The sequence below is a fragment of the Streptomyces sp. NPDC088254 genome (genome assembly GCF_044740925.1).
Classification (GTDB): domain Bacteria; phylum Actinomycetota; class Actinomycetes; order Streptomycetales; family Streptomycetaceae; genus Streptomyces.
This window is the reverse complement of sequence record NZ_JBIURQ010000002.1, coordinates 193,781-217,723: the sequence shown is the minus strand read 5'-3', so window position 1 is coordinate 217,723 and position 23,943 is coordinate 193,781. Positions and strand designations below refer to the sequence as shown.

The following is a 23,943-nucleotide window of genomic DNA, read 5'->3' as shown; positions in this document are numbered from 1 at the left end:
ACGCAGATCGCCAACCCGCACACCCAAGGAGCGGACGAATGCCCATCGCAACCCCCGAGGTCTACAACGAGATGCTCGACCGGGCGAAGGCAGGCAAGTTCGCCTACCCGGCCATCAACGTCACCTCGACCCAGACCCTGCACGCGGCTCTGCGCGGCTTCGCGGAGGCGGAGAGCGACGGCATCATCCAGATCTCGACCGGCGGCGCCGAGTTCCTGGGCGGCCAGTACAGCAAGGACATGGTGACGGGCGCCGTCGCGCTCGCGGAGTTCGCGCACATCGTCGCCGAGAAGTACCCGGTGTCGGTGGCCCTGCACACCGACCACTGCCCGAAGGACAAGCTCGACGGGTACGTACGTCCGCTGCTCGCCATCTCCCAGAAGCGTGTCGAGGCGGGTCTCGGCCCGCTGTTCCAGTCGCACATGTGGGACGGCTCCGCCGAGACCCTCGCCGACAACCTGACCATCGCGCAGGAGCTGCTGGAGAAGGCTCGCGCCGCGAAGATCATCCTCGAGGTGGAGATCACCCCGACCGGTGGCGAGGAGGACGGCGTCTCCCACGAGATCAACGACTCCCTCTACACCACGGTCGACGACGCGATCCGTACGGCCGAGGCGCTCGGCCTCGGTGAGAAGGGCCGCTACCTGCTGGCCGCGTCCTTCGGCAACGTCCATGGCGTGTACAAGCCGGGCAACGTCGTGCTCCGCCCGGACCTGCTGAAGGAGCTGAACGAGGGCGTCGCCGCCAAGTTCGGCCTGCCGGCCGGCTCGAAGCCGTTCGACTTCGTCTTCCACGGCGGCTCCGGCTCCTCGGCGGAGGAGATCGCGACCGCGCTGGAGAACGGCGTGGTCAAGATGAACATCGACACGGACACGCAGTACGCCTTCACGCGTCCCGTCGCCGACCACATGTTCCGCAACTACGACGGCGTGCTGAAGGTCGACGGCGAGGTGGGCTCGAAGAAGACCTACGACCCGCGCACCTGGGGCAAGCTTGCCGAGGCGGGCATGGCGGCGCGTGTCGTCGAGGCGACGCAGCACCTGCGCTCGGCGGGCACGAAGATCAAGTAGTTCCTGACCGGACCGGCCCGAACCCCTCCCCGGGGAAGTGGATCGGCAAGCGGTTTCCGGCATGTCGAGGGCCCGGCGCCCGTGTTCCCGCACGGCGCCGGGCCCTCGTGTGTCCGGAAAGCCGCTCCCCTCGGAAATCCGGGGAGCGGGATGTCAGGGGCATGCTCTACGCTGCGGATCACCGCGCCCCGGTCCGGGGCGGCGGTTTCCGCGTTCCCGTCGGGAGCGCGAAGGACCAATGGGGGGTCTCTTCATCGTGCGTAAGCGCACTCTCTCGGCCGCGACGGCGCTCGCGGTCCTCTTCAGCTCCGCCGCACTGATCGTGGGCGGCGCGGGCTCGGCGGCGGCGGACAGCAGCAAGGTCCTGCCGCTGAGGTCCACGGGTGACGTCGTCGTCGACGGCGTCCACAAGAGGGTCTTCATCAGCGACCCATACATCGGCAAGGTCGTCGCCACCGACTATGAGGGCAGGGTGCTCGGCTCCGCCACCGGCCTGCCCGGTGTCACCGGACTCGCGCTCTCCGCCGACTCGGGCCGCCTGTACGCCGCCGTCCCGGGCGCCGACGCGGTCGTGGCCCTGGACACCGCGGCGGTCACCGAGCAGGCCCGGTACGCGACCGGCGAGGGCACCGACCCGCGCTACGTCGCCCTCGCCGGCGGCAAGGTCTGGTTCGGCTACGGCGGCGACCACGACGGCGCGATCGGCTCGGTCGACGTGACCGGCGCCGAGCCGGTGGTCGCCCTGGACCAGGACGCCGACACCGAGTACTCGGGCGCCCCGCGCCTGGTCTCCTCGCCCGCGAACCCGAACGTCATCGCGGCCGCCAGCTCCTCCTACCACCGGTTCGCCGTCGCGACGTACGACGTGACGACGGGCGCCGCGGCCCGCACCGCGCTCAACACCACCGCCTGGTCCGGCATCACCAACGATCTTGCCTACACGCCGGACGGCAACCGCCTCATCACGGCGAACGCCGGCAACGTGCACCACGTCTTCCAGACCTCGGACCTCGCCGAGGTGGGCACCTACCCGAGCGACTACAGCGGCGCGGCCGTGGCCGTCGCCCCCGACGGCACCGTCGCGGTGGGCTCCGGCTCGGTGTACCGGGACGACGTCTTCGTCTACCGGCCCGGCGAGACGAAGTCCGTGCGCACCTACGACTTCCCGAACACCAGCAGCAGCAGCGGCGGGGACTCACTCGTCGACGGCGGTCTGGCCTGGGAGCCCGGCGGCGGCCGGCTCTTCGCGGTGACGAACAACTACGACACCAACCCGCGCCTGCACGTCCTGGACGAGCCGACCAAGTCCGCGCCGACGGTCACCGTCAAGGCGCCGGCGACGGCCCAGCGAGCCAAGCCGCTCACCGTCTCCGGCACGGTCGCCGCGACGCTGCCGCTGCCCGCCGGGACCCCGCTCACCGTGACCCGGTTCGACGTCGAGGCCCCGCAGGGCAAGGCGCTCGGCACGAAGAAGCTCGGCGCGGGCGGGGCGTTCTCGTTCACGGACACCCCGACGGCCTCCGGGAACGTCACCTACAAGGTCGCCTACGCCGGCGACGCCCAGCACTCGGCCGCCTCCGGGACCGCGCTGGTCAAGGTCGCCCACGCCAAGACCGCGCTGACCCTGGACCGCAACGGCCTCACGGTCAACTACGCCACCACGGTGACGTACACGGCCACCCTCGGCCCGACCTACAAGAACCGTGTCGTGGAGATCTGGGCCGACCCGTGGGGCCCGGAGCCCAAGCGGCTGCTCAAGCGCGGCACCGTAAACGCCAAGGGCAAGCTGTCTGCGTCGATGTGGATGAGCCGCGACACCACGGTCACCGCGGTCTTCGCCGGCGACGCCCGCTACGGCTGGGCCCAGGCCGTGTCCGGCGTGCGCACCCGTGCCGGCGTGTCGACGACCCTCTCGCGCCACTACAAGTGGACGAAGTTCGGCAACACCTGGTACCAGACCTACCACCAGACGACCGACCCGCTCATCACCACCTGGCACAACGCCTACCCGGGCCGGCACACCCGTCTCGACTTCCAGGTCTACGTCCAGGGCGCCTGGTACTCGGGCGGCGACCCCGAGTACTTCCCGCTGGGCAGGGACGGCAAGTCGCTCGTCACTCTCGACGGCGACGGCGCGGCCGGCTACCGCTTCCGCGTCCGCTCCGCGTACATCGACGGATACAACGGCGACAACGTGAACTCCACGGTGTACGGGCCGTGGAAGTACTTCAACTTCACTCGCTGAGCTGTCGGCGCGTGAGGTGAGAGCGGTGCGCGGGCCGATGGTCCGCGCACCGCGGTCGAGCCCGGTGTCCCGCTGAGGGGCGCCGGGCTCGACCGGTTTCCGGCGGGCCGCCGCCTCGGTGACAGACTGGAGGCCATGTCCATTCACGAGAACCTCCTCGGGGGCCCGCCCCCGACCCACCTCCCCGACGACCCCGAGCCCCGCGAGCTCCTCGCCGACGGCACGCCCCCCGCCGACGTCGCCGCCCGGTACCCCACGTCCTCCCTGGCCTGGGCCCAGCTCGCGGACGACGCCTTCGAGCGGGGCAGCGTCGTCGAGTCGTACGCGTACGCCCGTACGGGGTACCACCGCGGCCTGGACAGCCTGCGCCGCAACGGCTGGAAGGGGCACGGCCCGGTGCCCTGGGAGCACGAGCCGAACCGCGGCTTCCTGCGCGCCCTGCACGCCCTCGCCCGTGCCGCGGGAGCGATCGGGGAGCAGGAGGAGTACGAGCGCTGCTCGCAGTTCCTGAAGGACTCCTCGGCCACGGCGGCCCAGACGCTGGGCTAGCGGGCGCCGTACGGCAGCGGGCCCGTCCGGTGTGACCCGGGCGGGCCCCGCGCTCTCCGGCGTGACCGGGCGGGCCCCGCGCTCTCGGGTGTGACCAGGCGGACCTTGCACTTTCGGGTGACGATTGCGGAGGATGCCCGTGGGGACCGGGGCCCCCTGTCGAAAACGGCAGGGGCGGACCGCTACCCGGAGTACACAACAGGAGACAGCGATGTCCCAGGAGGCTCACGAGGCTCTCGAGCCCGAGACCCCGAACCTCGACTTCGCAGGCACGACGCCGTACGAGGACTACGTCAAGGCGGACGTGCTCACCCACCTCCAGCACACCCTCTCCGACGATCCCGGAGAGATGGTCTTCCTGGTCACCACCCAGGTGATGGAGCTGTGGTTCACGGTGATCGTCCACGAGTGGGAGACGGCGTCGAACGCCCTGCGCTCCGACGACGTGCCGACCGCGATCGCCGCCCTGAAGCGTTCCGTGCGGGAGCTGGAGGCGCTGAACGCGTCCTGGAAGCCGCTCGGGCAGCTCACCCCGGCCCAGTTCAACGCGTACCGCTCCGCCCTCGGCGAGGGCTCCGGCTTCCAGTCGGCGATGTACCGGCGGATGGAGTTCCTGCTCGGCGACAAGTCCGCGTCCATGCTGGTCCCGCATCGCGGCGCGCCCCGCGTCCACGACGAGCTGGAGAAGGCCCTGCACGAGCCGAGCCTCTACGACGAGGTGCTGCGGCTGCTCGCGCGGCGCGGGCACGCGATCCCCGACGCCGTGCTCACGCGTGACGTGTCGCTGCGGTACGAGCCGTCGCCGGAGGTCGAGGCGGCCTGGACCGCCCTGTACTCGGGCGACGAGAGCGACGAACTGGCCCGCCTGGGCGAGGCGTTGACCGACGTCGCCGAACTGGTGTGGCGCTGGCGCAACGACCACCTCGTCGCCACCCGGCGCGCGATGGGCGCGAAGACCGGCACGGGCGGCTCGGCCGGCGTGGCCTGGCTGGAGAAGCGCGCCCGCAAGAACGTCTTCCCGGAGCTGTGGACGGCGAGGTCCTATGTCTGAGCTCGCCTCCAAGGCAACGAAGCTGGACGCCGACGACCGACTCGCATTCAAGCGTTCGGAGTTCCTGCTCGACGGGGACGTCTACCTGGACGGCAACTCGCTCGGCGCACTGCCCGCGTCCGTCCCCGGCCGGCTGGAGGACGTCGTCCGCCGGGAGTGGGGCGAACTGCGCATCCGCTCCTGGGAGGAGAGCGGCTGGTGGACGGCGCCCGAGCGGATCGGTGACCGCATCGCCCCGCTGGTGGGCGCGGCGGCCGGCCAGATCGTCGTGGGCGACTCGACAAGTGTCAACGTGTTCAAGGCACTTGTGGCGGCAGTGCGTATGGCGACGGCGGGGGGTGGAGCAGGGCGGGACGAGATCCTCGTCGACGCGACCACGTTCCCCACGGACGGCTACATAGCCGAGTCGGCGGCCCGGATGACCGGCTGCCGGCTGCGGCCCGTCGCCCCGGCCGACGTCCCTGCGGCCCTGTCGGACCGCACGGCGGCGGTGCTGCTGAACCACGTCGACTACCGCACCGGACGGCTGCACGACCTGCCGACGCTCACCGCCGCCGTGCACGAGGCGGGCGCGATCGCCGTCTGGGACCTGTGCCACAGCGCGGGCGCCCTGCCGGTGGGCCTCGACGAGCACGGCGTGGACCTCGCGGTCGGCTGCACCTACAAGTACCTGAACGGCGGCCCGGGTTCACCGGCTTACCTGTACGTCCGGCGCGACCTCCAGGACCGCTTCGACTCCCCGCTCCCCGGCTGGAACTCGCACGCCGAGCCCTTCGGCATGCGCCCCGCCTACGAGCCGGCCGCGGGGGCGCTGCGGGGGCGCGTCGGCACGCCCGACATCCTGTCCATGCTGGCCCTCGAAGCGGCCCTGGACGTGTGGGAGGGCGTCTCGATCGACACGGTCAGGACCAAGTCCCTCGCTCTGACGGACTTCTTCCTGGAGTGCGTGACGGAGTACGTCCCCGAGGGCCGCGTGGAGTCACTGACCCCGGTGCGTCACGAGGAACGCGGCAGCCAGGTGGCCCTGCGCTGCGAGGACGCCGCGACCGTCATGAAACACCTCATCGCCCGAGGCGTGGTGGGCGACTTCCGCGCCCCCGACATCCTCCGCTTCGGCTTCACCCCGCTGTACGTCACCTACACGGACACGGAGAAGGCAGCCCGCACACTGGCGGACACCCTGACCCCCTGACCCACGGGCGGCCGCACCTCGAGGTGCGGCCGCCTGCTCCGCCTGCTCAGCTGCGGGCAGTCGTGCCGCTGGGGCGATGGGGGTCCCCCCGCTCGAGCGAAGCCGAGAGTGGGGCAGGGCGGGCGCAGCGGCACCCCGCAAGCGCGGCGAGCGAAACCTCCCCCCGGTCACCCCCACACAGGGCACCCCACAAACCGCGGCAAGCGAACCCACCCCCACACCCACCCCGACCCGCGCCACCCCAAAACCACGCCCCACCCCCCGTGCCCCGGCCGAGCAGAACTCTCAAACCCCTGATCCGGCGTCACATCCCCGTGTCCCCCCACGTCACGGGCCTGATACCGTCCCCGCCAACGGCCGATCCCAAACCTGGTCCGCCACCCCCACTCGTAGAATCCCGTTTCGCCGCTGAGAGGTTGGAGCATGCCGGACGACGCCGTCGCAGCCCGGGCCGCCGCCGAGGAGGAGTCGGCCTTCTCGCACCCTGCGGTCGCCCCCGACGCCACCGCCTCGTACGGCGACCACCCCGACCAGGTGATCGACTTCTACGCCCCGCGCGAGGGCAGCGCCCCGACCGACACCGTCCCCCTGATCGCCGTCCTGCACGGCGGCGCCTGGCGTGCGCCGTACGACCGACGGCACATCACCCCGTTCGCGTCCTACCTCGCCGAACGAGGCTTCGCCGTGGCGAACGTGGAGTACCGCCGAGGCCGGGAACAGGGCCCTGCGAAGGAACCGGCACAGCAACCGACCCCCGCCCCGATCGCCGGCCGCTGGCCGCACACCTTCGACGACGTGGCCGCCGCCCTCGACGCCCTCCCCGCCCTGGCCCGCGAGGCCCTCCCGCAGGCGGACCCCCGCCGCACGGTGCTCACGGGACACTCGGCGGGCGGTCACCTCGCCCTGTGGGCGGCGGCCCGGCACGTCCTGCCCGCCGACGCCCCGTGGCGCACCGGCGGCCCCGCCCCGCTCCGGGGCGTCGTCGCACTCGCCCCCATCGCGGACTTCGAGGTCGCCGAGAAGCTGGACGTCTGCGGGAACGCGGCCCGGCAACTCCTCGGGGGCGACGAGCACTTCACCGCGAGGCAGCCGTACGCCGACCCCGCGCTCCTCCTCCCGACCGGCATCGCGACGACCCTCGTCCAGGGCCGAACCGACCTCGTCGTCCCGCAGGCGGTCGCCGAGTCGTACGCGGACGCGGCGGCGAAGGCGGGCGAGATGGTGGGTCTGACGCTGCTGGAGGACGTCGGCCACTTCCCGCTGATCGACCCGCTGGCGGACGCGTGCGCGGTGGTGGCGGAGGAGATCGCCCAACTGGCGTGGTGAGGGACCGGCCGGCGACACGCGCCGTGCCCGTCCAGCAGGGCCCCGGCCCCCGACCCCACCCGTAGTACCTGTAGTACCTGGGAGCTACGCCGAAGAAGAGTCCTGCGGCGGGACGCCGACGACGACCGCTGATCCGTAACTTCCCGTCCTGTGACGCCCGATGCCCGGGCGGCCGGGACGGAGGGGCGGGGCGATGCAGGAGGACACGAGGGGCAGGCGCAGCCGGAACGACGCGACACCGGAAGCGGAGCCCAGGTCGAGGGAGCCTGGGTCAAGGCTGCCGCGACGATGCCTGCGCGCCCTCCTCGCCGTCCTGATCACGGCCGCCATAGCGGTCCCCCTTTCCGCCGCGGCCCGCCCCCGCGTCCCCGCCCCGCCGCCCGCCGACCTCGCTCCGCTGACGGCGCAGACCCTGCCGCGGACGTACGCCGCCAACCGGGCCAACGCCGAGCTGGCGTCGCGGATGGCGGCGGAGCACGGGGACCGTCACCGCGCCGGGGCGGATCACGCGCTGGCAGGTCCTTCCCGCGATCTGCTCGCCTTCGACGGCCGGGGCACGGGCCGCGCGATCGAGATCCTCGGCGACCTCGCGGGCGCCGAGCGCGTGGCGATCCTGATACCGGGCTCGGACACCTCGCTCGACACCTACGAACGCTTCCACAGGGCGGCGGCGGCCCTGCACCGAAGCCTTGCCCAGGCGTCCCCCGCCGGCCGGCGCACCGCGGTGATCGCCTGGCTCGGCTACACCACTCCCCGCACGGTCAGCACCACGGCGGCCACCGCGGACCGGGCCGAGGAAGCGGCCCCGGAGCTGCGGGAGTTCGTCCACGACCTGAGAGCCGTGACCGGCCCCTCCGCTCACATCAGTCTCCTGTGCCACTCGTACGGCTCGGTCGTGTGCGGCCGCGCCGCCGACGGCCTGGACGTGGACGACCTGGTCCTGCTGGGCAGCCCGGGGACGGGCGCGGACTCGGCCGGAGAGCTGGGCACCCGCGCGCGGGTCTGGGCGGCCCGGGGCGCGGACGACTGGGTGGCGGAGGTGCCGCACGCCGAGGTCGACCTGTTCGGCACGAAGCTCGGCTTCGGCACCGACCCCATGTCCCCTTCCTTCGGCGCCGACCTCTTCACCGCGGGCCCCGGAGGCCACAGCGACTACTTCCGGCCGCGCTCGGAATCCCTGACCAACATCACCCGGATCGTCCTGGGCCGGACCGAGGAGGTGACCCATGCGTGAACTCCTCCACCTCACCCCCGCCCCCACGAGGGACCGAGCCACGGACGCCCTCCGGGCCGTCGCGATCCTCGGTGTGATCCTGGGCCACTGGCTGGTGACCGCCCTGGTCGCCTCGCCCGGCGGTGCCCTCCGCGCCGCGAGCCCGCTGGCGTCCATGCCCTGGCTGGCCCCCGTCTCCTGGGCGTTCCAGACCCTGGCGCTGTTCTTCATGGTCGGCGGCCATGTGGCGACGAGAAGCCGCATCTCGTCACGCGCGCGGGGCGAGACCTACGGCGGCTGGCTGCGCAAACGGCTCGCCCGCCTGTTCACCCCGGTCGCGGCCCTCCTGGCGCTGTGGACGGCGATCGCCGTCTCCCTCCTCCTCGGCGGGGCGACGCCCGTCACCGTGCACACCGTGCTGAAGCTGGCGCTGTCCCCGCTGTGGTTCCTGCTGGTGTTCGCGGTGCTGACCGCGGCGACCCCGCTGCTGTCCCGGCTGAACCCCCTGTGGCCGTTGGCCGTCGTCCTCCATGTCGACCTCGTGCGCTTCGGCCTCGGCGGGCCCGCCTGGCTCGGTTGGGTCAACCTGGCGGCCGGCTGGCTCGTGCCGTACACCCTGGGGGCGGCCTGGACACGCGGCGAGCTGGAACGCCCGCGCGCAGGCTGGGCCTTGCTCGTCGGCGGCGCGGTGACGACCACGGTGCTCGTCGGCTGGGCGGGCTACCCGGCGTCGATGGTGGGCGTCCCCGGTGCGGCCGTGTCGAACCTCAACCCGCCCACGCTGGCCGCCGTCACCTTCGGCCTCGCCCAGTGCGGTCTGGCCCTTCTGCTGCGCGAGCGTCTGCGCCGGGCGATGGAGAGGCCCCTGGCCTGGACGGCCGTGGCACTGGTGAACCTCTCCGCGATGACGCTCTTCCTCTGGCACCAGACGGCCCTGATGGCGACCACCGCCACCGCCCTCCTCGCGGGTCCCCTGCCCGGCCTGCACACCTCCCCGGACGACCCGCACTGGACAGCGGTCCGTCTCCTGTGGCTGCCGGTCTTCGCCCTCGTCCTCGGCGTCTGCTGCGCGGCGTTCCACGGCTTCGAGAGACGAACCGGGAAGCGATCGAGGCGGGTCCGCGGCGGCCGGTCCCGTGTGGTCCGCGTTCGGTACGGCTCGAGGACGACGCGAGCCAAGTCGGTCCACGATGCCTAGAGTTGAGCCCATGACCGGCCAGGAGACCAGCAGCGCAGCCGACCGCGCCGCTCCCGCGACGCCACGCCGGTCCCTCCTCGGCCGCCTCCGCGCAGCGACCGGCGCGATCGGCTCCGGGGGCTCGCCGCGACGGCGCGCGCCGCGGTGGCTGCGGGTGCCGGGGTATGTGGCGGTGTGCTACACCGCTCTGGCCGTCGCGTTGGTCGGCCAGGAACAGCTCGGCCGCTACAACCTGGAGACGGAGCTCGCGGTGGTGGCCGCGTTCGCGCAGGGGGCCGCGGTCGTCGCCGCCCTGTGGCGGCCGGCCTCGGCCTGGGCGCTGTCCCTGGCGGGCACGGTCGTGGCGGCGGTGGCCGCCCGCCCGGTCCTCGTGGGGCATCCGCTCCCGGGGCCCCCGTGGCCCTGGACGCCCACCGAAGTCCTCGCCCACACCATCGTCTTCCTCCTCCTCGCGCTGAAGGTGCGCCGGCGCGTCTCCTTCACGATGCTGCTCGCCACCGCTGTGACGACCTGGGTGCTGCAGGGCCTGATCGGCGGGGCGACCTACACGTCGACGGGCCTCTCCGCCCTCGGGATCTTCACTGCGGTGGTCCTCGTCGGCATCGCCTTCCGCGGGCTCGGTGAGGCCCGCAGTCAGCTCGTCGAGCAGGAGACGATCACCGCCGAGGAGCGCGGTCGCCGCACGCTGCTGGAGGAGCGCAACCGCATCGCACGTGAACTGCACGACGTGGTCGCCCACCACATGTCGGTGATCTCCATCCAGGCGCAGGTGGCCCCCCACCTGGTGGAGAACCCGTCCGAGGAACTGAAGGAGAACCTCGCCGGGATCCGCCACAACGCCCTGGAGGCGCTCGCCGAACTGCGCCGCGTCCTCGGCGTGCTGCGCTCCGAGAACCCCGAGGACCCCTACGGGCTCGGCGCGGCGGGCACCGGTTCCGCCCCGGCCACCCCGCAGCCCACGCTGGATCGTCTCGACGCGCTCCTGGACAACACCCGGGCCGCCGGGCTGCACGTCGTCGCGGAGACAGAGGGCGAGACGCCGCCGTACCCGCCGGGCGTGCAGCTGTCGGCGTACCGGATGGTGCAGGAGGCGCTCAGCAACGTCCTGCGGCACGCGCCCGGGTCGAGCGTGTGCGTACGGATCAGCCATGAGCCGCGTGGTCTGCACCTGGAGGTCGTCAACTCCCGCCCGAGCGGGCCCGTCCGGCCGTCCCCGGGCGCCGGTCACGGCCTGCTCGGGATGCGGGAGCGGGCCGCGATGCTCGGGGGACACGTCAGCGCGCACCCGACGCTGCACGGCGGGTTCATGGTCTCCGCCTTCCTCCCGAAGGACGGCGCCGCGCCCCCGCCGGCCGAGGCCGTGGAGCCGTCCGCGGACCTCGAACTGATCTTCCCCGAACCGCGCCCCACGACGCCGGAGTTGCCGGCGCCGCCGGCGAGAACCGCGTTCGGGCAGCCGACCACGACAGGAGACGACCTCACATGACGAGCGGGACCATCCGCGTACTGATCGCCGACGACCAGCAGATGGTCCGGCAGGGCTTCACCGTGCTGCTCAACGCGCAGCCCGGCATCGAGGTGGTCGGCCAGGCGGTCGACGGCAAGGACGCCGTCGAGAAGGTCGCGGAACTCGCCCCGGACGTCGTGCTGATGGACATCCGCATGCCGGAACACAACGGCATCGAGGCCACCGAACGCATCACCGTCAAGACCCCCGAGATCAAGGTGCTGGTGCTCACCACCTTCGATCTCGACGAGTACGTGTACGACGCGCTGCGCGCCGGCGCGTCCGGGTTCATGCTGAAGGACGCCTCCGCCGAGCAGCTCGCGGAGGCCGTCCGGATCGTCGCGGCCGGTGACGCGCTGCTGGCGCCCGGCGTGACCCGCAAACTGATCGCCGAGTTCTCCCGCCTGAACGGCTCGCCCCGCACCCCGCTGAAGGAGCGCGTCGGTGATCTCACCGAACGGGAGACGGAAGTCCTCAGCCTCATCGCGCAGGGCCTGTCCAACGCGGAGATCGCCGCGCACCTGTGTGTCGCCGAGCAGACCGTGAAGACCCACGTGGGCCGCATCCTGGTGAAACTGGGCCTGCGCGACCGCACGCAGGCGGCCGTGTTCGCCTACGAGTCGGGCCTGGTCCGCCCCTCCGGATACTGACCCCCGCGACCCGTAGTACTTGAGAGGGACCTCATAGAACCCCCCTCACTGGTGACGACCGGGACCCCCGCTCCCGCCTACCGTTTTCATCGTGACCCAGACGACGCAGACGCACTCGACGCCCCCGGACCGCCGGCCCGGCGCCCACCAGCCGCGCAGTCCGGAGTTCAGGGCGGCCGCGGACGCCCTGCGCGGACTGCGCCAGGACCTTTTCCAGAACGCCTTCGCCTACCGTCCGCTGCCTCCCAGGGAACCCGACGGCTTCCTCATCCGCCGGCTGACCGGCCGCAAGCGGGAGTACGCCACCTGGCGGTGGCACGCGGTCGTCGTGGCCCTCGGCTCGCTCGCGGCACTGGTCGTCTCCGTGGACGAGAGCTCCAACGGGACGGGCCTGTTGTGCGCCGTGTTCGTCCTGGTGCCCGTGCTGCTGACGCTGGTCCGCCCGGCCGGAGCGTTCTGGCTGTCGCTGCTGTCGAGCTCGCTCGTCGCCGCGATAGGCACGGCGTACGGCACGTGGCCGTGGCCGCCGGGCAGTTTCATCTCCCACCTGACGGTGATGGTGGTGGTGGCCGTGCGCACCCGGCCGCGCACGGCGGCGTGGATGTGGCTGGTGACGGCGGCCTACGGCTTCCTGGCCGAGACGGTGTTCACCGACAGCTACCCCACGGACGTCGGGCCCATGCTGGTCCTCTCCGCGTTCGCCCTGCTCGCCGTCTCCGTCTGGCACATACGCCGGCAGGCCGAGCGGGAGGTGACCGCGCAGCAGACGGTGACCGAGCACGAGCGGTCCCGGCGCACGCTCCTGGAGGAGCGCACCACCATCGCCCGCGAGCTGCATGACGTGGTCGCCCACCACATGTCGGTGGTCGCCATCCAGGCGGAGGCCGCGCCCTACCGGGTGGAGAACCCGCCGCCCGAGCTGGAGAAGGCCTTCGCGACCATCCGGGAGAACGCGGTGGCGGCCCTGACGGAGCTGCGCCGGGTGCTGGGCGTCGTCCGCGCCGAGGACTACGAGGCGCCCGACGCCCCGCAGCCCACGCTGGCCGACCTGGACGGGCTGCTCTCCAATGTGCGGGAGGCGGGCCTGGGCGTCCACAAGACGGTCACCGGGGCGATACGTGAACTCCCGCCGGGTGTCGAGCTGTCGGCGTACCGCATCGTCCAGGAGGCGCTGAGCAACACCCTGCGCCATGCGCCGGGCGCGGAGGCCAAGGTGGAGGTCTCCTATGTCCTGGGCGGTCTGGGCCTGCGCATAGTCAACGGTCCGCCGCCGCAGCCGTCCCTGGTGAAGCCCTCGCCCGGCGCGGGGCACGGCATCACGGGAATGCGGGAGCGGGTGTCCATGCTGGGCGGTGAGATGACGGCCGAGGCGACAGAGGCCGGCGGTTACGAGGTGGCGGTGTTCCTGCCGGTGCAGGCGACGGGTGAGAGTGGCGCATGACCATACGGGTACTGATCGCGGACGACCAGATGATGGTCCGGGAGGGCTTCTCCGTCCTGCTCAACGCGATGCCGGACATCGAGGTCGTGGGCGAGGCGGTCAACGGCCGGCAGGCGGTGGATCGGGTGCGTGAACTGGCCCCGGACGTCGTCCTGATGGACATCCGCATGCCCGAGTTGAACGGCCTGGAGGCGACACGGGAGATCGTGGCCGCCGACGGCGCGGCGAAGGTGCTGGTCCTGACCACGTTCGACCTCGACGAGTACGTGTACCAGGCCCTGCGGGCGGGAGCCTCCGGCTTCCTCCTCAAGGACGCCTCGGCCCGCCAACTCGCCGACGGGGTCAGGGTGGTGGCGGCGGGTGAGGCGCTGCTCGCGCCGTCCGTCACCCGGCGTCTGATCACCGAGTTCTCGAAGCTGTCCGGGGAGCCCCGTCTGCCGCGCACCGCCCAGGCGTCCTACGGCGACCTGACCGAACGGGAGACGGAGGTGCTGGTCCTCATAGCCCAGGGGCTGTCCAACGCGGAGATAGCGGAGCGGCTGGTGGTGGCGGAGTCCACGATCAAGACGCACGTGAGCCGGATCCTGGTGAAGCTGGGCCTGCGGGACCGCACACAGGCAGCGGTGTTCGCCTACGAGGCCCGGTTGGTGACACCAGGCTGAGCGCTTCATGCCGCCGTCAGTTCGCACCACACGTACTTGCCGCGGTCGCCGTTCGTGGACTGCGGTTGCCAGCCCCACACCTGTGCGTACGCGCGGACCAGGGCGAGTCCGCGGCCGTTCTCGGCGTCGGTGAGACGGTCCAGCGGTTTCGGCGTCTTCGGCGGTTCCGTGGGTTCGGGGTCCGCGTCCCAGGCACCGATACGGAGCACGCCGGCCGACCAGTGGACCCGTAGAGCGGCGGGGCCCTTCGTGTGGCGGACGGCGTTGGAGACCAGCTCCGTGGCGAGCAGCTCCGCCGTGTCGACCAGGCGGATCAGGCCGTGCATGGTCAGGATCAGGCGGAGGGTGCGGCGGCAGATGGTGACGGCGCGGGGATCGTTGGGGATGTGGAGGGAGTACTCCCAGGACTCGGTCTCACATTCGGACATGCGGCAACTCCGGTTCACTGGTGGCGGGGTAAACGGTGGCATCGCCGCGACCGTCGTGGCAGGACGGAGCGGTGCACTTCCGTAGCGTGTGCGGTGCGTCACTGACGGTAGGGCAATAATTGTCGCCAATGCAACTGGTTGCCGTAGTCTTGCGCTCGAACGAGGCATGCCGACAAGGGCTTTGAGGAGGGTGGATGCCGCTGAGGAGTCATGCGACCGCACGGCAAGTTCGCCTGGGGACTGAGCTACGACGCTTGCGCGAGGCGGCCGGTCTGAAGGCACGTGAGGTGGCTGGGCTACTGAATTCGACCTCGGCACAGATAAGCCAGATGGAGCTCGGCTTCGCCGGTGTCAGTGAGGAGCGGGTGCGGCGCCTGGCGGCTCATTACGCCTGTGCGGACGGCGCGTTGATCGATGCCCTCGTGGCGATGGCGACCGACCGTACCCGTGGGTGGTGGGAGGAATATCGGGGAGTTCTGCCCCCGGCGTTCCAGGACACCGCCGAGACGGAGCATCATGCGGCGTTTTTGCGCGAGGTCGTGATCACGTACGTTCCGGGGCTGCTGCAGACGGCCGACTACGCCCGGGCGGTCTTTACCTACGTGCACCCTGCGCTGCCCGAGAGCGAGTTGTCGCCACGGGTGGAGCACCGGATGAGGCGGCGCGCTGTCATCGAGGGTGACAACGCGACCCCGTACGAGACGCTGATCCACGAGTTCGCGCTCCGTACCCGTGTGGCCGACCGCCGTGTCTGCCGGGCCCAACTTCAGCAGATCCTCGATCAGATCGAGCAGGGGCATGCCACGGTGCGAGTCATCCCGATCGACCAGGACGGCTTCGGCGGTGCCGGGATTTCGATGATGTACGTAGGGGGTCAGGTGCCTCGGCTGGACACAGGCCTGCGTGACGCTCCCACCGGCGTCGCATTCATCGATGCGGAAGCCGCGTTGCAGCAACTTCGAACACTCTTCCTTAGGATGCAAGCAGCGTCACTGGAGCCCGCCGCGTCACGGGACTTCATCCACCGCCTGACAAAGGAGCTGTGATGCGCTGGCGTAAGTCCACGTACTCCGGGGGCGGCGACGGTGACACCTGCGTCGAGATCGCGGACGTACCCCCCCGTATAGCCATCCGCGACTCCAAAGCGCCGGCCCGTGCCGCCCTTGACGTCCCCGCCTCCGCCTTCACCGCGTTGATCGACCATCTCAAGGAAGACCCCTGGTCAGAGCCCGGCGCCCCGGGTTAGCGTCCCCGCATGGCTGACTTCGATCCGTGGGACCCGGCGTTCCTGGCCGACCCGTACCCCGCTTACGCCGAGCTGCGGGCCAAGGGGCGTGTGCGGTACTTCGAGGCCACGAACCAGTGGCTCGTGCCGCACCACGCCGATGTGTCCGCGCTGCTCCGGGACCGGCGGCTGGGGCGGACGTATCAGCACCGGTTCACGCACGAGGACTTCGGGCGGACGGCGCCCCCGGCGGAGCACGAGCCGTTCCACACGCTCAACGACCACGGGATGCTCGATCTGGAGCCGCCGGACCACACGAGGATCCGGCGTCTGGTGTCGAAGGCGTTCACGCCGCGGACCGTGGAGCGGCTGAAGCCGTATGTGCGCGGGCTGGCCGGCGAGCTGGTGGACGCGCTCGTCGAGAAGGGCGGCGGTGACCTGCTCACCGATGTCGCCGAGCCGCTGCCGGTCGCCGTCATCGCCGAGATGCTGGGCATCCCCGAGGCGGATCGGGCCCCGCTGCGCCCCTGGTCGGCGGACATCTGCGGGATGTACGAGCTGAACCCGTCGCAGGAGACGGCGGCGAGGGCGGTCCGGGCGTCGGTCGAGTTCTCCGCCTACCTGCGGGAGCTGATCGCCGCCCGCCGGGAGGAGCCCGCCGACGACCTGATCTCCGGGCTGATCGCGGCGCACGACGAGGGTGACCGGCTCACCGAGCAGGAGATGATCTCCACCGCCGTCCTGCTGCTGAACGCCGGTCACGAGGCGACGGTGAACGCCACGGTCAACGGCTGGTGGGCGCTGTTCAGCAACGAGGGCCAGCTGGCCGCCCTGCGCGCGGACCACTCCCTGGTGCCGTCAGCGGTGGAGGAGTTGATGCGGTACGACACCCCGCTGCAGCTCTTCGAGCGGTGGGTGCTGGACGAGATCGAGATCGACGGCACGGTCCTGCCGAGAGGCACGGAGATCGCGATGCTGTTCGGCTCCGCCAACCACGACCCGGAGGTGTTCGCCGCCCCCGAGAAGCTGGACCTGACCCGCAAGGACAACCCGCACATCTCTTTCAGCGCCGGCATCCACTACTGCATCGGGGCACCCCTGGCCCGGCTCGAACTGGCGGCCTCGATGACGGCCCTGCTGGAGAAGGCCCCGACCCTGCGGCCGACGGCCCCTCCGTCCCGCAAACCGAACTTCGTGATCCGGGGGCTGGAGGGACTGAGCGTGGAGGTGGGCTGATCACCTCGCTGACCACGCCGTCCGGGCAGGCCTCGCGCCGCGCGACCGGGCAGGGCGGTCCGATGCGCCGCCCGCTCGGTCATGTCCGCCCGCGCTTCTCTCACGTCGTCAGATCCCGGCGTCGGAGTGCCGCCAGACCTGCTGCCGTCAGGGCCGTCGCGATGAGGGCCAGGGCCAATGTCGGGGGCCAGTGCATCGGTGCGCCGGGCAGTTTGGGGAGGTGGGGGAAGGGGGAGAGGTCGAGGATCGGACGCGGGGCGTCCAGAGCGGGACCGATCCAGCCGAGCAGCAGGGTCGCGGCCGCCACGCCCCACGCGACCGGCGCCAGGCGGGGGGTGAGGCCGTACAAGAAGACCGCGAGAGCGCCGATCACCCAGATCCCGGGCACCTGTACCAGACAGGCGCCGAGGAGCGGCCCCGTCTGCCGGCCGTGGCCCACGGCGAAACCCAGGCCGGCGAGGAGCATGATCAGTGCGGAGCCTGCGAAGGCGATCGCGAGATGGCCCGCAGCCCACCGCAGTCGCCCCACGGCGCTCGCCAGCACGGGGTCCGCCCGCCCCGACGTCTCCTCGCCGTGCAGCCGCAGCACCGAGGCGACCACGAACAGCGTGGCGATCAGGCCCAGCACGCCGATCGTGGAGCTGAGGAACGCGTCGGTCACGCCGGACCGGCCGCCCATCCGCTCAAGGATCTCGCGGGCCCGCGCATTGTCGCCGACCAGTTCGGCCGCACCGTCCGCGAGTGAGCCGTAGACGACTCCGGCGAGGAAGAATCCGGCGCTCCAGCCGAGAACGGCCCCCCGTTGCAGCCGCCAGGCCAGAGCCCCGGCCGTGCCGAGCCGTCCCGCGGGCGATCCCGGCCGGGTGGGCAGGAAGCTCAGACCGGCGTCCCGGCGGCTCGCGAGGCCGTAGGCGATCGCGCCCTGCGTGGCGACCGCCGCCGCGAACAGAGCCGTCACCCACCACCGCTCGTTCCCGAACGCCCGCAGGTTCTCCAGCCACCCGAGCGGGGAGAGCCAGGTCAGCACCGACGAACCGTCGGCCGTGGCGGAGTCGCCCGCCGCGCGCAGCACGAACGCCGCGCCCAGCACCGCCGAGGTCAAGCCGCGGGCGAGCCGCGCGCTCTCGGTGAGCTGTGCGGCGATCGCCGCCATGGTGGCGAACAGCATGCCGACCGCGGCGAGACCGAGTCCGAAGGCCACCGCCCCGGCCGCCCCGTGCCCCGCCAGCCCCGCCGTGACCAGCACCGCCAGCACCGCGTTGGCGACGCCCGCCGCCAGCAGCGCCGACGTGAGGGGGGCCCGACGGCCCACCGCCCCCGAGGCGAGGAGCTCCAGGCGTCCGCTCTCCTCCTCGTCCCGGGTGTGCCGGACGACGATCAGCAGGCTCGTCACCGCGGCGAGCACACCCGCGTAGAGGCCCACGCGCCAAGCGGTGAGGGCGCCGAGGGAGTCGTCGAAGACGGGACCGACGAGCGCGCGCAGGGAGGAGTTGGCCGACACCTGCCTCAGCAGGTCGGTGCGTTCCGAGGCGGTGCCGTAGAGGCTTCCGAGGGTCCTCGGCATGGTGAGGACCATCAGGACGTTCACCCCGACCCAGACCGGGATCAGCACCCGGTCGCGACGGAGCGCGAACCGCAACAGTGTTCCTGTCCCGGTGAATCGAGCCCTCGTGGTCGATGCCGTCGCATGTGCTGTCGCCGTCGTCATCGGGAAGCCGACTCTTCAGGATCGTCCTGGTAGTGCCGCAGGAACAGTTCCTCCAGCGTCGGAGGAGTCGACGTCAGCGACCGGACGCCGGAAGCGCTCAACGACCGCAACACGGCGTCGAGCCGGTCCGTGTCGACCTGGAGGCGGACCCGGCGGCTGCGGACGTCCAGATCGTGGACGCCGGGCAGGTGCGCCAACCCGTCGGGCGGAGAGGCGAGTTCGGCCGTGATGCTGGTCCGTGTCAGATGGCGCAGGTCGGCGAGCGAGCCGCTTTCCACGGTCCGGCCCTTGCGGATGATGCTCACCCGGTCGCAGAGTTCCTCGACCTCGCTCAGGATGTGCGACGACAGCAGGACCGTGCGCCCCCGGTCCCGTTCCTCCCGGACGCACCCCTGGAAGACCTCCTCCATCAGGGGGTCGAGGCCCGAGGTCGGCTCGTCGAGAATCAGCAGGTCGGCATCGGAGGCGAAGGCGGCGATCAGTGCCACCTTCTGCCGGTTGCCTTTGGAGTAGGTGCGGCCCTTCTTGGCCGGGTCGAGCTCGAAGCGCTCGGTGAGTTCGGCGCGCCGCCCCGCCTTCAGGCCCCCGCGCAACCGCCCCAGCAGGTCGATGACCTCGCCGCCGGACAGGTTCCGCCAGAGCGTCACGTCTCCCGGGACGTAGGCGATGCGGCGGTGCGCCTCGACGGCGTCCGCCCACGGGTCGAGGCCGAAGACCCGGGCCGTGCCGGAGTCGGCGCGCAGCAGGCCGAGCAGGATCCGGATGGCGGTGGACTTGCCCGCGCCGTTCGGCCCGAGGAAGCCGTGCACCTCGCCCGCCTCCACCTCCAGGTCGAGGCGGTCCAGTGCGCGGGTGCGGCCGAAGGACTTGTTCAGTCCGGCCACGGTGATCACCTTGGTCATGCTTCAGAACGTACGCTTCGTTCAGAATTTTGTGAAGATAAGGAAACGTATGAATGCCTACTAGGATGGACTCCATGGACGGGCGCATGTCGGAAGCGGGGACGAGCGAAACGGTGGAGGGCGGGACGGCCGACAGCGCGGGCGGGCGTGACGCCGAAGCCGTGTCCAGGTTCGTCGAATCCTTCGCGGCGCAGCTCGTCGAGGCCGGGATGCAGCGCATGCCCGCCCGGGTGTTCGCCGCGCTGCTCTCCAGCGACGAGGGCGCCATGACCTCCGTCGAGCTGGGGGAGCAGTTGCGGATCAGCCCGGCCGCGGTCTCCGGCGCGGTGCGCTACCTCGCCCAACAGCACATGGTCTCCCGCGAACGCGAGCCGGGCTCACGTCGCGAGCGCTACCGGGTGCACAGCGACCAGTGGTACGAGGCTCTCACCAACCGCGAGGCCGTCCTCAAACGCTGGGAGGCGTCCTTGCGCGAAGGCGTCACCAGCCTCGGCGCCGGCACCCCGGCAGGCCGCCGCATGGCCGAGACCCTCGCCTTCTTCGAGTTCCTCGACGGGGAACTTGCAGCACTGATGCAACGCTGGCGGACCCACCGCGACCGGACCTTCGGTCCCTGAGCCGCCTGGTCCCTGCCCGACCCTCCGGGCGACTCCCCCTTGCCTTCAAGAGCTCCTCGCCCCCGCCCTCACCGCCCCGAGGGCAGCACCAGCCCCAGCGCGCCCTCCCGTACCACCCACGTGCGTCTGCGGACCGGGCCCGCCACCGTCGCGTCCGTGCCGTAGCGGAAGTCCGCGCCGGTGACGGTGACCGTGCGGCCGCGGGCCTCCAGGGGGGACGCCTCAGCGCCGACCGACAGGGGCCGTACCCACACCATCGCCGTGCCGGCGGTGTCCGCGGTCACCGAGACGGCCTCCACCGGCTGGTCCAGGTCGACCAGGGTCACCCCGTCCACCTCGACCCGCAGCCGTGCCGGTCCCGGCGGGGGAGGGGGCGACCCGGGGCGAGAGGGCAGAGCGGGGACCAGGGTGCGGACGAAGGACTGGCAGCTCCGCAACCAGGGCCAGGGCCGGGCACCGGCGCCGCCACCCCCACCGGCTCCGCCGCCGACGCGGACCCCGCCCGCACCGTCCTCGCCGATCTCAAGCTCATACGGACCCCCGGAGGCACCACCCCCGCCGGGCACCCCGCCCCGCCCGTCCCTCCCCGGCACGGGCGGTATCCGCAGCGCGCCCAGCACCACCCCGTCGCTGTCGTCCACCAGCAGGTCCAGCCGCCGTTCCGCCCCGTCCAGGGCCGCCCGTGCCGCCGCCACCGCGCCCGTGGGCACCCCCAGGGCGTGCGCCACGCTCAGCATGCCGCCCACCGGCACCACCGACAGCACGCACTCCGCCAGCTCCCGCCGCCGGTGCAGCAACGACACCGCGCGGACCAGCGCCCGGTCGTCCCCGACGACCACCGGCCGCCGCGAACCCCGCCGGGCCAGCGCCCGCGCGAACTCCTCCGGCCCTTCCGGCAGACACACCTTCGTACTCGCCGCACCCGCGCTGAGCACGTCTTTCGCTATCCGTACGGACTCTCCGTCCGTCCTCCGGGCGACCGGATCGATGATCACCAGCAGCTGGTCCGGCGTCGCGATAGTCGCCACCTCGGTCCTGCCTCGCTTCCTCGGGTAGCATCTTTGTGCAAGAGCCCCTTGCGCTATTGCGCCAGGGGCTTCGTCTATTCCGGGGCATCCGGGTCCGACGGTGTGCGGCCGACGACGGTCGCGCGGCGGCCAGTGACGGTCGCGGGACCACGACCGACGAGGGTCGTGGTGCACGCGGTCGCACGCGCCTCCGCGTACGCCCCTGACCCTGGACATGCCCCACCCGGAAGGGGTGTACGCGCGTGCCCGCACTTGTGCTGCTCGGTGCTCAGTGGGGTGACGAAGGCAAGGGGAAGGCGACCGACTTGCTCGGTGGCTCTGTGGACTACGTAGTGCGCTATCAGGGCGGCAACAACGCCGGCCACACGGTCGTCGTGGGCGACCAGAAGTACGCACTCCACCTTCTCCCTTCCGGAATCCTGTCCCCCGGCTGTACGCCGGTCATCGGAAACGGCGTCGTCGTCGACCCGTCGGTCCTGCTCTCCGAGCTGAGCGGTCTGAACGAGCGCGGCGTCGACACGTCGAAGCTGCTGATCAGCGGCAACGCGCACATCATCACCCCGTACAACGTCACTGTCGACAAGGTGACGGAACGCTTCCTCGGAAAGCGCAAGATCGGCACAACCGGCCGCGGCATCGGCCCCACCTACGCCGACAAGATCAACCGCGTGGGCATCCGTGTGCAGGACCTGTACGACGAGTCGATCCTCACCCAGAAGGTGGAGGCGGCGCTCGACGTCAAGAACCAGCTGCTGACGAAGCTGTACAACCGCCGCGCGATCGCCGTCGACCAGGTCGTCGAGGAGCTGCTGGGCTACGCGGAGAAGCTCCGGCCGTTCGTCGCCGACACCGTCCTGGTCCTGAACCAGGCACTGGAGGACGACAAGGTCGTCCTGTTCGAGGGCGGTCAGGGCACGCTCCTCGACATCGACCACGGCACGTACCCCTTCGTCACCTCCAGCAACCCGACGGCCGGCGGCGCCTGCACCGGCGCCGGCGTCGGCCCGACGAAGATCAGCCGGGTCATCGGCATCCTCAAGGCGTACACGACCCGCGTCGGCGCCGGCCCGTTCCCGACGGAGCTGTTCGACGAGGACGGCGAGGCGCTGCGCCGCATCGGCGGCGAGCGGGGCGTCACCACCGGCCGTGACCGCCGCTGCGGCTGGTTCGACGCGGTCATCGCCCGGTACGCGACCCGCGTGAACGGCCTGACCGACTTCTTCCTCACCAAGCTCGACGTCCTCACCGGCTGGGAGCAGATCCCGGTCTGCGTGGCGTACGAGATCGACGGCAAGCGCGTCGAGGAGCTCCCCTACTCGCAGACGGACTTCCACCACGCGAAGCCGGTCTACGAGACCCTCCCGGGCTGGTCCGAGGACATCACCAAGGCGAAGTCGTTCTCCGACCTGCCGAAGAACGCGCAGAACTACGTCAAGGCGCTGGAGGAGATGTCCGGCGCCCCGATCTCCGCGATCGGCGTGGGCCCCGGCCGGGACGAGACGATCGAGATCAACTCCTTCCTCTGATCGTCCGCCTTTGAGCACGCGTGTGCCCCTGACCGGCGACCCCGGCCAGGGGCACACGCATGTCAGGGGCAGGCGCTACGGGGTGAGAACGACCTTCCCGGCGACCGTGCCCGACTCGGCCAGTCGCAGGGCGTCGGCCACGCGGGCGAGGGGGAGGCGGGCAGCGATCCGCGGGGTGATCTCCCCGCGCTGGAGCGCCGCGAAGACCTCGGTGAGGTCGGCGCGCAGCCGGGCCCGGAACCGGGTCTCGGAGAGGGCCCGCCCGGCCCAGACGTTGAAGAAGTACGCGCGGCGGCGGTTGGGGAGCGCGTTCCACAGCCACACCCGGCCCAGCAGCTTGAGCACCGGCGTCTGCTTCGAGCCCGCCGCGTCCCGGGTGGAGGCGCTGCCGTAGGAGACGAGCGTGCCCCCGGGGGCCAGCAGCCGCCAGGAGTCGACGATGCCGGGTCCGCCGACGTGGTCGAACACGGCGTCCACCCCGCCGGGGGCGAGGGCGCGGATCCGCGCGGCCATGTCCTCGGCGCGGTAGTCGACGGGGGTCACGCCCTGCTCGCGCAGCGCGTCGTGGTGGCGCGCGGACGCGGTGCCGATCACCCTCGCGCCGGCGGCCAGGGCCAGTTGGACCAGGACCGAGCCGACGCCGCCGTTGGCGCCGTGCACGACGACGGTCTGCCCGGCGCGGACCCGCGCCTTGCGGTGCAGCATCTGCCAGGCGGTGACGCCGTTGACGACCAGGGTCTCCGCCTCCGCCGCGCCGACGCCTGCGGGCACGGGCACCGTGTCCGCCGCGTCGACGACCACATGGCTGGCCCAGCCGCCGACCTTGACCAGCGCGGCCACCCGGGCGCCGGCGAGGTGGGGGTCGACGCCCTCGCCGGTCGCGGTGACGACGCCGACGAGGTCGTAGCCGGGGACGAAGGGGAACGGCGGCTGGTCGTAGTACCGGCCGCGGCGCATCTGCTGCTCGGCGAAGGAGACGCCGGTCGCCTCCATCCGGATCACGACCTGCCCGCGCCCCGGGGCGGGGACGGCCCCGTGCCGGACCTGGAGCCCCTCGGGCTCCACCTTGCCCGGCAGGACGACCTCGACGAGTCCTTCGGCGTTCATGACGGCCTCCACCGCGCTGGTCGCTCGACCGCTAGCCGGCCTCGCGTTCGTTAGAAGTTCTA

22 protein-coding genes are annotated in these 23,943 nt (G+C 71.8%); 17 read left to right on the top strand and 5 right to left on the bottom strand.

Annotated features, from left to right (window positions below; genetic code table 11):
- Nucleotides 1-38 precede the first annotated feature (38 nt).
- The 12 genes from fbaA (at nucleotide 39) to ACIOC0_RS07805 (ending at nucleotide 14,104) form a co-directional block, all read left to right on the top strand.
- Nucleotides 39-1,070, top strand: coding sequence for a class II fructose-bisphosphate aldolase (gene fbaA / locus ACIOC0_RS07860; RefSeq protein WP_402153567.1), 1,032 nt, complete (start codon nucleotides 39-41; stop codon nucleotides 1,068-1,070).
- 256 nt (nucleotides 1,071-1,326) lie between these two features.
- Entirely contained in the window at nucleotides 1,327-3,315 is a 1,989-nt protein-coding gene (locus ACIOC0_RS07855) for a YncE family protein (protein ID WP_402153565.1), read from the top strand.
- Between the two features lie 135 nt (nucleotides 3,316-3,450).
- Nucleotides 3,451-3,864 (top strand): DUF3151 domain-containing protein, encoded by a 414-nt coding sequence (locus ACIOC0_RS07850; RefSeq protein WP_130438633.1) that lies wholly within the window; start codon nucleotides 3,451-3,453, stop codon nucleotides 3,862-3,864.
- Between the two features lie 211 nt (nucleotides 3,865-4,075).
- The gene (locus ACIOC0_RS07845) at nucleotides 4,076-4,915 is read left to right on the top strand and encodes a tryptophan 2,3-dioxygenase family protein (RefSeq protein WP_130438631.1); all 840 of its coding nucleotides are present in this window, start codon (nucleotides 4,076-4,078) and stop codon (nucleotides 4,913-4,915) included.
- Entirely contained in the window at nucleotides 4,908-6,107 is a 1,200-nt protein-coding gene (gene kynU, locus ACIOC0_RS07840; protein WP_402153563.1) for a kynureninase, read from the top strand. The genes ACIOC0_RS07845 and kynU overlap by 8 nt, the downstream gene beginning before the upstream one ends.
- A gap of 423 nt (nucleotides 6,108-6,530) precedes the next feature.
- Complete coding sequence (locus ACIOC0_RS07835; protein ID WP_402153561.1) at nucleotides 6,531-7,433, top strand: alpha/beta hydrolase; 903 nt, start codon at nucleotides 6,531-6,533, stop codon at nucleotides 7,431-7,433.
- A gap of 193 nt (nucleotides 7,434-7,626) precedes the next feature.
- Nucleotides 7,627-8,667, top strand: a complete 1,041-nt coding sequence (locus ACIOC0_RS07830) for an alpha/beta hydrolase (RefSeq protein ID WP_402153559.1) — start codon at nucleotides 7,627-7,629, stop codon at nucleotides 8,665-8,667.
- A complete protein-coding gene (locus tag ACIOC0_RS07825; protein ID WP_402153557.1) occupies nucleotides 8,660-9,844 on the top strand; it encodes an acyltransferase in 1,185 nt (394 codons plus the stop codon). Before ACIOC0_RS07830 ends, ACIOC0_RS07825 begins: the two co-directional genes overlap by 8 nt.
- Before the next feature lie 10 nt (nucleotides 9,845-9,854).
- On the top strand, nucleotides 9,855-11,330 hold the full coding sequence (locus tag ACIOC0_RS07820; RefSeq protein ID WP_402153555.1) for a sensor histidine kinase: 1,476 nt from the start codon (nucleotides 9,855-9,857) through the stop codon (nucleotides 11,328-11,330).
- Nucleotides 11,327-12,001 carry a response regulator transcription factor gene (locus ACIOC0_RS07815; protein ID WP_130438619.1) on the top strand — a complete coding sequence of 225 codons (675 nt, stop codon included), beginning with the start codon at nucleotides 11,327-11,329 and terminating at the stop codon, nucleotides 11,999-12,001. The genes ACIOC0_RS07820 and ACIOC0_RS07815 overlap by 4 nt, the downstream gene beginning before the upstream one ends.
- Before the next feature lie 91 nt (nucleotides 12,002-12,092).
- Nucleotides 12,093-13,442: a sensor histidine kinase gene (locus ACIOC0_RS07810; RefSeq protein ID WP_402153553.1), complete on the top strand. Its 1,350-nt coding sequence runs from the start codon at nucleotides 12,093-12,095 to the stop codon at nucleotides 13,440-13,442.
- Nucleotides 13,439-14,104 (top strand): response regulator, encoded by a 666-nt coding sequence (locus ACIOC0_RS07805; RefSeq protein ID WP_402153551.1) that lies wholly within the window; start codon nucleotides 13,439-13,441, stop codon nucleotides 14,102-14,104. Before ACIOC0_RS07810 ends, ACIOC0_RS07805 begins: the two co-directional genes overlap by 4 nt.
- 5 nt (nucleotides 14,105-14,109) lie before the next feature.
- Here ACIOC0_RS07805 and ACIOC0_RS07800 read toward each other — a convergent pair whose 3' ends face one another.
- Nucleotides 14,110-14,532: an ATP-binding protein gene (locus ACIOC0_RS07800; protein ID WP_402153549.1), complete on the bottom strand. Its 423-nt coding sequence runs from the start codon at nucleotides 14,530-14,532 to the stop codon at nucleotides 14,110-14,112.
- A 194-nt stretch (nucleotides 14,533-14,726) separates the two neighbouring features.
- On the opposite strand from ACIOC0_RS07800, the gene ACIOC0_RS07795 reads away from it, so the two are divergent.
- Genes ACIOC0_RS07795 through ACIOC0_RS07785 form a run of 3 tightly spaced genes read left to right on the top strand, consistent with a single transcriptional unit; the run spans nucleotide 14,727 to nucleotide 16,993 of the window.
- The gene (locus ACIOC0_RS07795) at nucleotides 14,727-15,578 is read left to right on the top strand and encodes a helix-turn-helix domain-containing protein (protein WP_402153547.1); all 852 of its coding nucleotides are present in this window, start codon (nucleotides 14,727-14,729) and stop codon (nucleotides 15,576-15,578) included.
- Nucleotides 15,578-15,778 (top strand): DUF397 domain-containing protein, encoded by a 201-nt coding sequence (locus tag ACIOC0_RS07790; RefSeq protein WP_402153545.1) that lies wholly within the window; start codon nucleotides 15,578-15,580, stop codon nucleotides 15,776-15,778. The genes ACIOC0_RS07795 and ACIOC0_RS07790 overlap by 1 nt, the downstream gene beginning before the upstream one ends.
- Nucleotides 15,779-15,787: 9 nt before the next feature.
- Nucleotides 15,788-16,993 (top strand): cytochrome P450, encoded by a 1,206-nt coding sequence (locus ACIOC0_RS07785; protein ID WP_402153543.1) that lies wholly within the window; start codon nucleotides 15,788-15,790, stop codon nucleotides 16,991-16,993.
- A 100-nt stretch (nucleotides 16,994-17,093) separates the two neighbouring features.
- Here ACIOC0_RS07785 and ACIOC0_RS07780 read toward each other — a convergent pair whose 3' ends face one another.
- A complete protein-coding gene (locus ACIOC0_RS07780; protein WP_402153541.1) occupies nucleotides 17,094-18,701 on the bottom strand; it encodes an ABC transporter permease in 1,608 nt (535 codons plus the stop codon).
- The gene (locus ACIOC0_RS07775) at nucleotides 18,698-19,603 is read right to left on the bottom strand and encodes an ATP-binding cassette domain-containing protein (RefSeq protein WP_402153539.1); all 906 of its coding nucleotides are present in this window, start codon (nucleotides 19,601-19,603) and stop codon (nucleotides 18,698-18,700) included. Before ACIOC0_RS07775 ends, ACIOC0_RS07780 begins: the two co-directional genes overlap by 4 nt.
- 86 nt (nucleotides 19,604-19,689) lie before the next feature.
- On the opposite strand from ACIOC0_RS07775, the gene ACIOC0_RS07770 reads away from it, so the two are divergent.
- Complete coding sequence (locus tag ACIOC0_RS07770; RefSeq protein WP_402154353.1) at nucleotides 19,690-20,220, top strand: GbsR/MarR family transcriptional regulator; 531 nt, start codon at nucleotides 19,690-19,692, stop codon at nucleotides 20,218-20,220.
- 68 nt (nucleotides 20,221-20,288) lie between these two features.
- Here the strand turns inward: ACIOC0_RS07770 and ACIOC0_RS07765 are convergent, their stop codons facing one another.
- Nucleotides 20,289-21,248 carry a diacylglycerol kinase gene (locus tag ACIOC0_RS07765; protein WP_402153537.1) on the bottom strand — a complete coding sequence of 320 codons (960 nt, stop codon included), beginning with the start codon at nucleotides 21,246-21,248 and terminating at the stop codon, nucleotides 20,289-20,291.
- 242 nt (nucleotides 21,249-21,490) lie between these two features.
- Here ACIOC0_RS07765 and ACIOC0_RS07760 point away from each other — a divergent pair, with 242 nt between their 5' ends.
- Complete coding sequence (locus ACIOC0_RS07760) at nucleotides 21,491-22,774, top strand: adenylosuccinate synthase (RefSeq protein ID WP_130438605.1); 1,284 nt, start codon at nucleotides 21,491-21,493, stop codon at nucleotides 22,772-22,774.
- Between the two features lie 75 nt (nucleotides 22,775-22,849).
- Here the strand turns inward: ACIOC0_RS07760 and ACIOC0_RS07755 are convergent, their stop codons facing one another.
- Nucleotides 22,850-23,881 (bottom strand): medium chain dehydrogenase/reductase family protein, encoded by a 1,032-nt coding sequence (locus ACIOC0_RS07755; RefSeq protein ID WP_402153535.1) that lies wholly within the window; start codon nucleotides 23,879-23,881, stop codon nucleotides 22,850-22,852.
- Nucleotides 23,882-23,943: the final 62 nt, after the last annotated feature.